This is a genomic window from Paenibacillus lycopersici (assembly GCF_010119935.1).
Lineage (GTDB): Bacteria > Bacillota > Bacilli > Paenibacillales > Paenibacillaceae > Paenibacillus_Z > Paenibacillus_Z lycopersici.
Genome location: NZ_CP048209.1, coordinates 447,718 through 460,000, shown reverse-complemented (window position 1 = coordinate 460,000; position 12,283 = coordinate 447,718). Strand labels below are relative to the sequence as shown.

The following is a 12,283-nucleotide window of genomic DNA, read 5'->3' as shown; positions in this document are numbered from 1 at the left end:
CTCTTCTTGCGCTTTCAGCATTTGCTCCTGCATCTTCTTCACTTGCTTCATCATTTGATTCATGTTGTTCATTGTCTGATCACTCCTTGGGTTAGTTTATGCCGTTTACGATTAGCCGGCTTATTTGTCTTCGATGACGACAAGATCCTCGCCGAAGAGCTTGACGGCTTCTTCGACCCATTCGGGCTCCGGCGGCGGTCCGCCTCGCTCGTCTTCTTGCAGCAACGTCAATTCGTCGGCGGGAGCCGGCCCCTTCTCGGAGGCCGTCTGCCACTCCTTGAGCATGACGGTGGCGAGCCGAACCGGGCGATTATACACTTCGTGCAGAACCCGCTCGATCACTTCGCGGTTAGCGGGCTTCTCCGTCGTCTCGCGATGGATCGAGTTCTTGAACGCGACCAGAATGGTATTCTCCGCCGCGGACACGGGCTCGCCGTTCACGAACCAGGCATGCGTGGAAATATTGTGTCCTTTCACGCGCTGCAAAATATCGGCCCACTTCATGCGTACCTGCCCCGAAGCTTGACTCTCCGCCGCCGCAAGGAACGGATCCAGCTTCACCCGGGCAATCGAGCCGCCCATTCCTCCCGCGCCGCTTCGGGCTCCGAAATTGTTCGTGCCCTTGCCGCCGCCGCGCGATGCGGGGCTTGCTTGCGCCTGTCCCGCGCCGCCGCCTTCCGGGCGAACGCCGGACTGCAGCAGCTGCTCGATCTTGCGCTCCAGCGTGTCGATCCGCTGCTGCAGCCGTTGAACCTCGCCGCCGGGCGCTCCTTGCGAAGCCGCTTCGGGCGCAGGCGCATCCGCTGGCGCGGATGCCCGTCCGCCGCTCGTATCCTGCAGCGTGCAGATCTTCATCAGCGCGACTTCAAAAATCGTTTGCGGCAGCGCGGCATGGCGGATTTCCAGCTGATATTGATTCAGCACGTCAATCATCCGGAACAGCAGCTCCGAACTGAATGAAGCGGCCATCGATCGGTATTTGTCCTGATCGACTATGCGCTCGGTCGCCGCTCTCCCTTGCGGAGCCAGCTTCAGCACAAGCAAATCCCGGAAGTAGTATACGAGATTCTCCAAGCACTTGTCCGCGCTCTTGCCCGCCTGCATCAAGCCTTCGACAAGCGGCAGAATCGCGCCGGCATTGCGGTCGCGGATCGCTTCCGCCAGCTGCTCGAACTGCTCGGCCGCAAGTCCCCCCGTAACCTCTACCGCATCGCTCAGCGTGATATGTTCTCCGCCGTAAGCGGATACCTGCTCCAGCAGGCTGATGGCATCCCGCATGCCGCCGTCCGAAAGCCTCGCGATGTACGCCAGCGCATCCTCGTCCGCCGAAATGCCTTCTTCCGCGCAAATTCGACCCAGGCGCTCCGTCTGTTCCGGCAGCGAAACCTGCCGGAAATCAAAGCGCTGACAGCGCGATATGATCGTGGCGGGAAGCTTGTGCGGTTCGGTCGTGGCCAATATAAATATGACATGCGCCGGCGGCTCTTCCAGCGTCTTGAGAAGCGCGTTGAACGCTTCCGACGTAAGCATGTGAACTTCATCTATAATATACACTTTAAAACGAACTTCCGACGGGGCATACCGGACTTTGTCCCGAATATCCCGGATTTCATCGATCCCGCGGTTGGATGCGGCGTCGATCTCCACGACGTCCATCACGGTGCCTGCCGTAATTCCCCGGCACGCATCGCAGACGTTGCACGGTTCCGTCGCCGGTCCCCGTTCGCAGTTGATCGCCTTGGCCAATACTTTGGCCGTCGTCGTCTTCCCCGTCCCGCGCGGTCCGTTGAATAAATAAGCATGCGAAACCCGATCCTCGCGGATCGCGTTTTGAAGCGTTTGAATAATATGCTGCTGGCCGACCATGTCCTGGAACGTCTGCGGACGCCAGGCGCGATATAAAGCGATATGTGACATCGAGTCCGTTCCTTTCGGTGTTGATCGTCCCGGCCGTACAGGCCTTCAATCTATTATACACGATGCCGCCAGCCAAAAAAACCGTGCGCGTACCGGAATTTGCGATCTCTGCCGGCATGCCGACGCTATCGTTCCCCGCACGGGAACCCGGCATTCCGCGGCAACAAAAAAACACCCTGCATGACTCATAGAGTCAATTCGGATGTTAATGTCCTTATTAATTAGGACCGTGCACCAATCCTCGATTTAAGCGGCATGGGCGGAACGCCCGTTCCCAGCTCGGGCCAAGCACTCCTCCGGCACATGAACGGACCTGCTTATGGCTGCTTCCTTCCGGACCTGACCCGTTCACAAGCGTCCATTGCGGAGGACCCGGCCGTCAACACTGTTCCGGGGCACCAGCCCCACAACACAAAAACCTACGATTGGAATTCAACCTCGCTACAGCGGATTGCGAGTTACAGGGCACCGCTACCTCCCCGTCTAGCACGGCAGAGATAAGTATAGCTTGTTCGCCGCAAAAGTGCAACTGCCGATTCGCTGGAAGCCGCGTAATCAGCGCGTCATATTAACGTGGACGTTGTAGCGAGGCATATTCAGCCGCAAGACGGCAAGCGCTTCTTCCTTGACCTTCGCGCTCGAATAGCCCTTCTTCGGCGTAATCGTCACGTACATATCGGGTGCCTGGAAGACGATCATCACCTTGCCCACGCCCGGCACCTCCTTCACCTTCGTTTGCGCGAAATCGCCGTCGGAATCCTGATTCAAGAATTGGCCGTTGCGGTTCGGCAGATGCGGGTTGCTGTTCGATAACCCCATATATCCGTCATGTCCGTATGACTTCGCGTTGTAATTATTGGTCGCGTTCTTATTGCCGCAGCCGGCAAGCGCGACCGCCGCCGCGAGCGCGAGCGTGCCCAGCAGGAAACGTTGGCTTGACATAAAAAAACCTCCCTTTATCCAATAGGATGGCTGAGGGAGGTTCTTGTATTCTGCTAATTTCCGGCAATGAAGGCCGATTAGGCTTAGATACCGTATTTCTTCTTGAATTTGTCGACGCGACCGCCGGCATCCAGGAACTTCTGCTTACCCGTGAAGAATGGGTGACAAGCGGAGCAAATTTCTACGCGCAGGTTCTGTTTGATCGAACCGGACTCGAAGCTGTTGCCGCAAGCGCAAGTTACTGTCGTGACGTGGTATGTCGGATGAATACCTTGTTTCATCTCGTTCACCTCTTTCTGCCCTGGATCAACAGGCGGACCCAGAGTTCTGTTACAGACAAATTTGATTATAGCACGGCCGTTCCCGGGAAGCAATGACTTTTCGGTGCGTGTCCGGCCTTTGCGAATTGGCAAATAATCCTTACCGGGACTGGTTCAGCGGCGCCGGAGGCACGTGCGTGTACGATCCGATGACGACGCCCGGAAGCTCGTCCGCGAAGATCTCCAGCATCTGCTTCATGCCGTAAATTTCGCCCTGCGCCTTCGGTATAAGCGCCAGGTAGCTCTCGGGATCGATGTTCAGATTCCGCATCTGAATCAGCTTCAGCCCGGTACGCTTGACGAAGCCGAGCATCGCCTCGATTTCCTCCTCGCGGTCGGTGACGCCCGGGAAAATCAAATAGTTGATCGACGTGTAGACGCCCTTGTCCGCCGCGTAGCGCAGCGACTTCTCCACGTTCGCAAGCGTATAGCCGCGCGGCTTGTAGTAGGTGTTATAGTGGTCGTCCAGCGCGCTGATAGTGCTGACGCGCATCAGGTTAAGGCCGGCGTCCACGATGCCGCGGATATGGTCCGTCAAGCCGGCGTTCGTATTGATGTTGATATAGCCCATCGACGTGCGGCTGCGCACTTCGCGCATCGCGTCGATGATGATCCTCGCCTGCGTGGAAGGCTCGCCTTCGCAGCCCTGCCCGAAGCTGATGATGGAATCGGGCGCGTTCAAGTGCTCCATCATCACATCGACGAGCTCTTGCACGGTCGGCTTGAAATTCATGCGCGTCTGCGGCGCAGGGAATCCGCTGTCGTCCGGCTGTTCGGAGATACAGCCGTAGCAGCCGGCGTTGCAAGAGAACGAAACCGGCACGGCGCCTTCCCAGCGCTGCAGGAACGTATTGGACGCGGTCAGGCATTCATAGCCGAGCGCGCAATTCGAGAGATGCTGATACAGCCGGTTCTCCGGGTACTTGGCAAGCAGCCGCTCTACGCCGACGGTCAGCTCCTTCGGATCGCAATTGAGCGGATTCCAGCGCTCGGGATCGTCGCACTGCTGGGCGGCAACGTGAAATGCGCCGTCCTTCCATACGACGGCCGAATAGCCGAACAAAGGCAGCTTCTGCTCCTTGTCCGTCTTCATATAACCGGGAATGCACAGCCGGGTAAAGCCTTGCGGCAGCAGCGCGCCGACGGCCTGGTAATTGCCCGGCAGCGGACGCATTTCGCCTGACGCGGCATGGATGCCGATCGGCCGCGTATGCGGCAGGCCGACGAGCGTCGCGCCGTCCGGCAGCGGAATCAGCTCGTCTTCCATCAGCTCCACGACCATGTCGCCGCTGCGGCCGAGGGCGATCCAATCGGGATGATCGAACAGGTTGCCATGTTCGTCTGCATATACGAGATTCATGATGCACCTCCAGAAAACACAAACTGCAAGATCTAATTAAGTTAAATCCGTTCTAGGTCACCGTCGTGGAACGCGAGGCCGGACGCCGGGAAGTGCCGTTCGTTCCCCCGCCGGACGCGCTGCCGCCGGCGCTTGCGCCCGACCTGCCTCGCGGCGCAGGCGGCGTAGTGCCCGACGTATCGAGAGAAGCCAGAAACTCCTCGTTGTTCTTCGTATCCGCCAGCTTCTTCAGGAAGCCGTCGATAAATTCGATGGAATCGTTCATGTTCTTCCGGATCGCCCATACTTTGTCGAGCTGCTCCTTGGTCAACAGCATTTCTTCGCGGCGCGTACCCGAGCGGCGGATATCCAGCGCAGGGAAAATCCGGCGGTCCGCCAGCTTCCGGTCGAGATGCAGCTCCATGTTGCCCGTACCCTTAAATTCTTCATAAATGATATCATCCATACGGGATCCCGTCTCCACGAGCGCGGTTGCCAGAATCGTCAGGCTGCCGCCTTCTTCCACGTTCCGCGCGGAGCCGAAGAACCGTTTCGGACGATGGAACGCCGCAGGATCGATACCGCCGCTGAGCGTACGGCCCGAAGCCGGCACAACCAGGTTATAGGCACGCGCAAGCCGCGTGATGCTGTCCAGCAGGATAACGACGTCCTTCTTATGCTCGACCAGCCGCAGCGCGCGTTCCAATACCAATTCCGCTACCTTGATATGGTTCTCGGGCAGCTCGTCGAAGGTCGATGCGACAACCTCGCCTTTGACGGAACGCGACATATCCGTCACTTCCTCCGGGCGCTCGTCGATTAGCAGCACGAACAGCTCGATCTCGGGATTGTTAATCGAGATGCTGTTGGCGATTTCCTTGATGAGCTGCGTCTTGCCCGCTTTCGGCGGAGCGACGACCAGTCCGCGCTGTCCGAGACCGACCGGGGCGAGCAAATCCATGATGCGCGTCGAAAGTTTGGACTGAGCGGTTTCGAGAACGAGTTTCTTCTCGGGGTAGAGCGGAGTCAAGGCTGGAAAATGAAGGCGTTCCGCAGCATGTTCGGGGCTTTCTCCGTTAACGGCATTGACCTGGAGGAGGCCAAAATAACGTTCATTTTCTTTGGGGGCCCGGCATTTGCCGGAAACCACGTCCCCCGTGCGGAGATCGAACTTGCGAATCTGGGAAGCCGAAATATAAATATCCTCCGGGCTTGGCAAATAGTTGATCGGCCTCAGGAAGCCGAAGCCTTCCGGTAAAATCTCGAGCACGCCCTGCATAAACATAAGGCCGCTTTGTTCCGCTTGCGCACGTAAAATCGCAAAAATCAGTTCTCTCTTCTTCAGTTGGCCGTAGCCCTGAATTTGGTGCTGCTTGGCCAGCTTATAAAGCTCCGTGAGCTTCATCCCTTCAAGATCCGCGATCTGAAGTTCGGACATAATATGATCACCACTTCTTCTTATCAATATTCATGACAGTTAAGCTTCTTCCATCATTGCCGGAATCGGACCGCTCTATTCGGAGCGGCTCCGCGAATTGCTAGAAAAATAGAAACAGGACTACTCGCGCCAAACATCCCCGCCGAGCATGCGCAAGTTCTCGACCAAATTATCGTAACCGCGGTCGATGTATTCGACGCCCGTGATCTCCGTTACGCCGTCGTCGATGGTAAGCGCGGCCACGACGAGCGCGGCGCCTGCGCGCAGATCGGCGGCGCGGACTTTCGCGGCGTTCAATTTGCCGCCTTCCACGATAGCCGAACGGCCCTCGACCCGTATGTTCGCGCCCATGCGCGTTAGCTCGGGGACATGCTTGAATCGGCTGCTGTACACATAGTCGCTCAGAATGCTGACACCTGTCGTTTGCGTAAGCAGGCTGGTCATCGGAGATTGCAAATCCGTGGCGAATCCGGGGTAGACGAGGGCTTTCACGTCGATGGCTTCATATGCCGGCTGACCTACGATGCGGATGGATTCATCCATCTCGTACACATGGACGCCCATCTCTTGAAGCTTGGCCGTAATGGCCTCCAAATGCTTCGGAATGACGTTGTCGATCAGCATATCGCCGCGCGTGGCCGCGGCCATGATCATGTAAGTTCCCGCTTGAATCCGGTCGGGGATGATGGAATGGCGGCAGCCGTGCATCCGCTCGACGCCTTCAATCCGAATCGTTTCCGTCCCGGCCCCTTTGATTTTTGCGCCCATGGCGTTAAGAAGCGTAGCTACATCTATAATTTCAGGCTCTTTCGCCGCATTTTCGATAATCGTGAAGCCTTTGGCCCGCGAGGCGGCAAGCATAATATTAATGGTCGCTCCGACGCTGACGACGTCCAAATAAATTTTCGCGCCGCGAAGCTCTTCCGCTACGATGCGGATGGAGCCGTGATCGTTCGTAACCGTCGCGCCCAGCGCTTCAAAGCCTTTAATATGCTGATCGATCGGACGAGGTTCAAAGTTGCAGCCGCCGGGCAAACCGATCGTCGCTTCCCCGAAACGTCCGAGCATGGCGCCCATCAAGTAGTAAGAGGCGCGCAGCAGCTTGACTTTCCCGTTCGGCATCGGCTTCGATGCCATGGCCGATGGATCGATGACGATGGAGTCGCCGCTCCATTCCACGATTCCGCCGAGCTCTTCCAAAATCTCGCTGTACACCGCCACGTCGCTCAGATGAGGCAGGTTATCCAGCGTCACCGTTGATTCCGCCAATATCGATGCGGGCAGAAGCGCAACGGCGCTGTTCTTCGCACCGCTGATTTGCACGGTGCCGCGCAGCGGGCGTCCGCCGCGTATCATCAATTTTTCCATCGGTCTTCGTTATCCTCCCATCCGGTGAGAGCAATGAAACGATCAGCGGCGGATGCGGATGCTATAAAGCAAGCGCACCATCCTATCAAAACGTTCTTGAAAGGACGGGGCGCCTGCCCAATTACGCCTTCGCGGCTGTTCTATTCCCTTGACTATCGGAAGTTAAGCTTAGCAGCTGCTTGCAAGCGAAGCCATGCGCTTGACTACGCTTGCATCTCGCTTCTGTTCTCGCACCCGGTCATTATACCACATCCGGCATGCGTTTGGTACAAGCGTCGGCAATCCCCGGACGCCTCAATAAAAAGGCGGGACCCCGTCATTAGGATCCCACCGCGTACCAGCCGCCGGACTCTCCGCTGCGCAGCTGCATGTTGACAGCAAGACGCATTTCGTCGATGTCGAACGGCTTCGTAAAATGCATCAGCGCGCCGTGATCGGTCGCCTCTTTGATCATGTCCAGCTCGCCGTAAGCCGTCATCATGATCACCTTGATGTCTTTGTTAATCGCTTTGACATGCTTCAAAATCTCCAGTCCATCCATGCCTGGGATTTTCATATCAAGCAGCACCAGATCCGGAGACTCGTTGCGAACGATTTCCAGCGCGAGCTTGCCGTTCGGCGCCTGAAATGTCGTATACCCTTCGCTGCTGAATACTTCCATGAGCAAAATACGAATGCCGTTCTGATCATCGACAATCAAGACTTTCTTGTTTTCCAACTTGAAACCCTCCTAAGAATGCACGACAATCAATCGCCACGGTTGGATTGGAATATCAGCTTACTGAATTCGCCTCCAAGCATCCAGTTTCCTGCTTCAGCTGGAAATTTAGTCCTGACAGTCGATGTCAGTTCTGTCTTCTTAGCGCTCGGCCGTTTGAAGAGCGGCGCGAACGAAACCGCGGAACAGCGGCTGCGGACGATTCGGACGGGACGTGAATTCCGGATGGAATTGAACGGCCAGGAACCAAGGATGCTCCGGCAGCTCCACCATCTCCACGAGGTGCCCATCCGGCGACGTGCCGGTAATTCTCAAGCCCGAGGCGACGATCGTTTCCCGATACTCGTTATTAAACTCGTACCGGTGGCGATGACGCTCGTACACGAGCTCGTCGTCGTATTCGCGCTCCGCGAGCGAGCCGGGCGTCAGCTTGCACGGGTACAAGCCGAGACGCATCGTGCCGCCCATATCCTCGATATCCTTCTGGTCCGGCAGCAGATCGATGACCGGGTACGGGGTAAGCGGGTTGATCTCGGAGCTGTTCGCGTCCTTGAGTCCGGTCACGTGGCGCGCGTACTCGATCACGGCTACCTGCATGCCGAGGCAAATGCCGAAGAACGGCACCTTGTTCTCGCGCGCGTAACGGATCGCTTCGATCTTGCCTTCGATGCCGCGGTCGCCGAAGCCGCCCGGAACCAGAATGCCGTGCACGCCCTGCAGGTGGTCCGCCACGTTCTGTTCCGTCAGCTCCTCCGCGTTCACCCAGCGGATCTTCACGTCGGCGTCGGCGTCGAAGCCGGCATGGCTGAGCGATTCCACGATGCTGAGGTAGGCGTCGTGCAGCGCCACGTACTTGCCGACGATGGCGATCTCGGTCGTCCGGCTGAGCTGCTGCACGCGGCGGACAAGACTCTCCCATTCGGTCATGTCGGGCTGGTTCGTCGTCAGTTTCAGATGGTTGACGACGATTTCGTCCAAGCCTTCTTCGCGCAGGTTAAGCGGCACTTCATAGAGCGTCGACGCGTCGCGGCATTCGACGACGGCCTGCTCGTCGATGTCGCAGAAGAGGGCGATTTTGCGCTTCATGTCTTCGGCCAGCGGATATTCCGTCCGGCAGACGATGACGTTCGGCTGAATGCCGATGCTTCTGAGCTCCTTGACGCTGTGCTGGGTCGGCTTCGTCTTCACTTCGCCGGCCGCTTTGATATATGGAATAAGCGTGACGTGAATGTACATGACGTTCTCGCGTCCGATGTCGCTCTTGATTTGACGGATCGCTTCCAGGAACGGCAAGCTCTCGATGTCGCCGACCGTGCCGCCGATTTCAGTGATGACGACGTCCGCGCCGGTCTCCTTGCCCGCCCGGAACACGCGGTCCTTGATTTCGTTCGTAATGTGGGGGATAACTTGTACCGTCCCGCCCAAGTATTCGCCGCGGCGTTCCTTGGAGATGACGGTGGAATAGATTTTGCCCGTCGTGACGTTGCTATTCTTCGACAGGTTAATATCGATGAAGCGCTCGTAGTGACCCAAGTCGAGGTCCGTCTCCGCGCCGTCGTCCGTGACGAACACTTCGCCATGCTGATACGGGCTCATCGTTCCCGGGTCAACGTTAATGTACGGATCGAATTTCTGAATGGTCACTTTCAGTCCGCGGTTCTTGAGCAAGCGCCCGAGCGAAGCCGCCGTAATCCCTTTGCCAAGCGATGAAACGACACCGCCTGTTACGAAAATGTACTTAGTCACTGATGATACCCTCCACGCCTGTATGGTTATGATATAGGTTCTCCCAATTCCCGCAGAAAAATGGTCCATAAAAAAGAAAAAAGTGACACCCGTATAAACGGGGCACTTTCTAATTTTGGCTTATTGCCTTATGTCCGAACTTGAAGCCCAAACAATAGTTTAACCGCTGCGATACCGCCTGTCAAGGTGAAACGATCATGCCGCTTCGGGCGTCAAAATGCGCCCCCGGCATGGGAAATCCGGGTGTGCCGTCGGAGACGATACCGATGCCGGCCCGGGTGCCGGCGCTCCTTCGGCAGGCAGCCTGCGGCGCGGTTTACTTGCCTTCTTCCTCGTCTTCGTCGTCGAAGTCTTCTTCGCCCTCTTCTTCCGAATCGAGCTCCTCTTCTTCTTCCGCTTCGATGCCCTCTTCTTCGATTTCCTCGTCGTCGATGATGACTTCTTCGTCCACCTCGGCCTCTTCCTCGGCGTCGTCGAAGATCTCCTGATCCTCGTCGTACGAATCGAAATCGTCGTCATCGGACGTGTACGTATCCTCTTCCTCGTCCGTGTACGTGTCATCCTCGTCGTCTTCGTCGTTGATGATGCGCGAACGCTTCGCATTGCCGACCGGATCCTCGTTGCGCTCGACGGGATACCAGCGCTTCAGTCCCCACATATTGCTGCCGACGCAGGCGAAACGCCCGTCGATGTTGATTTCCGTATATACTTGCGCAATCACTTGGTTGATTTGATCTTGGGACAAGCCCCGGATTTTTGCAATTTCCATCATGATGTCGCGATAGTAAAACGGCGTATTCGCCGCTTTCAGCAATTCAAATGCCAAGTCGACCATCGGCATTTCCTTGATGCGTTCCGGATCGATTTTCAAGACGATCTCGCTGCTCATTAGGGACACTTCCTCTCATGTCAAATTGCCTGCCATTCGCAAGCAATCCATTATCAAACTATAGTAAAACCTATTTTATCTCAAAAAGCAAGCACGCCCTCCCCTAACGACGGCGACAGGCGGAATTGACGCGTTCCTCCAAAAAACAGCGCGCTTAAAAAAAAGAAAAAGCGAAGGGGAGCCCCTCGCTTCGACTGTATCCTTCCGGATTGGCGGCAAGCGCCGGCACCGGTGGCAAGAGTCCGGATGGACTCTTGATTTATACTATGTCCCCGTACGGCGAATGACACGGTTTGCAGCCTAATTCTGCGAAAAAAGGCAAGTTGCTCATACAGCTTGTTACCCTCCTTCATACAATACTTCAGCATGATTCGCCATGGAGGGGAAGCCAAATTTGGACAGATCCGCAATTCTCCGCCTGTTGCATAGCGCGACGTCTCCCGCCGCATCCGCCGCCAAACGGCGGATCGTCCGTTTCCGGCAGCACAGCGACTATGAGCGCTTCCTGCTGGAATGGTCGAACTTCGACAAGGATCCGGACGCTATGGCCGCCATCCGCCATCTGCCGTTCATTGAAGCCTTCTCTCTCCCCGTGACGAGCGAATTGCTGGCTGCCGCTCCTGCCGGCGGCATCTGGGTCGAGAACGATCCCCAGGTAGCCGTCCATGCCGTCGTCCATAAGCCCGCCTCCCGCGAGAAGGGCATTCCGTGGGGCGTGCAGGAAATCAGAGCGCCGCAAGCCTGGAGCTCCACGACGGGTCACCGCGTCAAGGTCGGCATCATCGACACCGGCGTCGATTTCAGCCATCCCGACTTGAAGCAGTCGCTTGGACGCGGCATCAACCTGCTCAACCGCGGCACGCTGCCGCATGACGATAACGGCCATGGCACGCATATCGCCGGAACGATCGCCGCCGCCAACCAGGTGCACGGCATGATCGGCGTTGCTCCCCGCGCCACGGTCCATCCGGTCAAAGCCTTCGACCATAACGGGAGCGCCTTCGTGTCCGACATCGTGCTCGGCATCGATTGGTGCGTGCGCAGCGGCATGGATATCGTCAATATGAGCTTCGGCATGAAGACCCGCAGCAAGTCGCTGCTGACCGCCGTCAACAACGCGTTCAACGCCGGCGTCATCATCGTGGCGTCCTCCGGCAACGACGGCAAACGAAAATCGATCGATTATCCCGCCCGATATCCGCAGACGATCGCGGTCGGGGCGACCAACCGGCTGCGGCGCATCGCTCCGTTCAGCAATCGCGGCATGTACATTGACGTCTACGCGCCCGGAGACAAAATCCTCTCCTCCTGGCTGCGCGGCAAATACAACGAGATGAGCGGCACGTCGATGGCCACCTCCCACGTCAGCGGCGCGATCGCGCTGCTCTTGGCGTATCGGCCCGGCATGTCGCCGACGGAAATCAAAGCGGTCGTCAAGCGCTCCATGCTGCCTTTAAGAGGCACGAAAGCCCCCCGGCTGACCGGAGAGCTTGACGTGATGCGCATGCTGCAGGCCGTGGAACGGTAGGTTCCCGGCCTCGCAGCGTTATTAGGCTTGCGGCGGACAAGCGGTCGGCTTGACGCGCGATGCGATGCGCGATGTAAG

The 12,283-nt window shown here is 57.4% G+C and carries 11 protein-coding genes and 1 other RNA gene (1 of these 12 cut by a window edge); 1 reads left to right on the top strand and 11 read right to left on the bottom strand.

From position 1 onward, the window contains the following. From GXP70_RS02060 to rpoE, 11 genes are all read right to left on the bottom strand, one after another. Window positions 1–72: the 5' end (the start) of a YbaB/EbfC family nucleoid-associated protein gene (locus tag GXP70_RS02060; RefSeq protein WP_162354951.1), read on the bottom strand. 240 nt of this gene lie to the left of the window's left edge; 72 of the gene's 312 nt are visible here — the first part of the coding sequence; it begins with the start codon at window positions 70–72; its stop codon lies beyond the left edge, outside the window. 48 nt (window positions 73–120) lie between these two features. After that, window positions 121–1,917 carry a DNA polymerase III subunit gamma/tau gene (gene dnaX, locus GXP70_RS02055; RefSeq protein ID WP_162354950.1) on the bottom strand — a complete coding sequence of 599 codons (1,797 nt, stop codon included), beginning with the start codon at window positions 1,915–1,917 and terminating at the stop codon, window positions 121–123. Between the two features lie 227 nt (window positions 1,918–2,144). After that, an RNA gene (gene ffs / locus GXP70_RS02050) (signal recognition particle sRNA large type) lies at window positions 2,145–2,409 on the bottom strand. Window positions 2,410–2,472: 63 nt separating this feature from the next. Continuing rightward, window positions 2,473–2,859 (bottom strand): hypothetical protein, encoded by a 387-nt coding sequence (locus GXP70_RS02045; protein WP_162354949.1) that lies wholly within the window; start codon window positions 2,857–2,859, stop codon window positions 2,473–2,475. Between the two features lie 83 nt (window positions 2,860–2,942). Beyond that, the gene (gene rpmE / locus GXP70_RS02040) at window positions 2,943–3,140 is read right to left on the bottom strand and encodes a 50S ribosomal protein L31 (protein WP_091225099.1); all 198 of its coding nucleotides are present in this window, start codon (window positions 3,138–3,140) and stop codon (window positions 2,943–2,945) included. Window positions 3,141–3,279: 139 nt separating this feature from the next. Next, window positions 3,280–4,539, bottom strand: a complete 1,260-nt coding sequence (locus GXP70_RS02035; protein ID WP_162354948.1) for a radical SAM family protein — start codon at window positions 4,537–4,539, stop codon at window positions 3,280–3,282. A 52-nt stretch (window positions 4,540–4,591) separates the two neighbouring features. Further along, entirely contained in the window at window positions 4,592–5,956 is a 1,365-nt protein-coding gene (gene rho, locus GXP70_RS02030) for a transcription termination factor Rho (RefSeq protein ID WP_162354947.1), read from the bottom strand. A gap of 120 nt (window positions 5,957–6,076) precedes the next feature. Continuing rightward, on the bottom strand, window positions 6,077–7,324 hold the full coding sequence (locus tag GXP70_RS02025; protein ID WP_162354946.1) for a UDP-N-acetylglucosamine 1-carboxyvinyltransferase: 1,248 nt from the start codon (window positions 7,322–7,324) through the stop codon (window positions 6,077–6,079). A gap of 319 nt (window positions 7,325–7,643) precedes the next feature. Further along, window positions 7,644–8,042, bottom strand: a complete 399-nt coding sequence (locus GXP70_RS02020; RefSeq protein WP_162354945.1) for a response regulator — start codon at window positions 8,040–8,042, stop codon at window positions 7,644–7,646. A gap of 141 nt (window positions 8,043–8,183) precedes the next feature. Then, on the bottom strand, window positions 8,184–9,788 hold the full coding sequence (locus tag GXP70_RS02015) for a CTP synthase (RefSeq protein WP_162354944.1): 1,605 nt from the start codon (window positions 9,786–9,788) through the stop codon (window positions 8,184–8,186). Between the two features lie 316 nt (window positions 9,789–10,104). Next, entirely contained in the window at window positions 10,105–10,677 is a 573-nt protein-coding gene (rpoE, locus tag GXP70_RS02010) for a DNA-directed RNA polymerase subunit delta (RefSeq protein WP_162354943.1), read from the bottom strand. Between the two features lie 394 nt (window positions 10,678–11,071). Here rpoE and GXP70_RS02005 point away from each other — a divergent pair, with 394 nt between their 5' ends. After that, entirely contained in the window at window positions 11,072–12,205 is a 1,134-nt protein-coding gene (locus GXP70_RS02005; RefSeq protein ID WP_225442635.1) for a S8 family peptidase, read from the top strand. Window positions 12,206–12,283 lie beyond the last annotated feature (78 nt).

Excerpts from the sequence above, each read along its gene's own strand:
- dnaX (WP_162354950.1), bottom strand. The coding sequence starts at position 1,917 with ATGTCACATATCGCTTTATATCGCGCCTGGCGTCCGCAGACGTTCCAG.
- GXP70_RS02045 (WP_162354949.1), bottom strand. The coding sequence starts at position 2,859 with ATGTCAAGCCAACGTTTCCTGCTGGGCACGCTCGCGCTCGCGGCGGCG.
- rpmE (WP_091225099.1), bottom strand. The coding sequence starts at position 3,140 with ATGAAACAAGGTATTCATCCGACATACCACGTCACGACAGTAACTTGC.
- GXP70_RS02035 (WP_162354948.1), bottom strand. The coding sequence starts at position 4,539 with ATGAATCTCGTATATGCAGACGAACATGGCAACCTGTTCGATCATCCC.
- rho (WP_162354947.1), bottom strand. The coding sequence starts at position 5,956 with ATGTCCGAACTTCAGATCGCGGATCTTGAAGGGATGAAGCTCACGGAG.
- GXP70_RS02025 (WP_162354946.1), bottom strand. The coding sequence starts at position 7,324 with ATGGAAAAATTGATGATACGCGGCGGACGCCCGCTGCGCGGCACCGTG.
- rpoE (WP_162354943.1), bottom strand. The coding sequence starts at position 10,677 with ATGAGCAGCGAGATCGTCTTGAAAATCGATCCGGAACGCATCAAGGAA.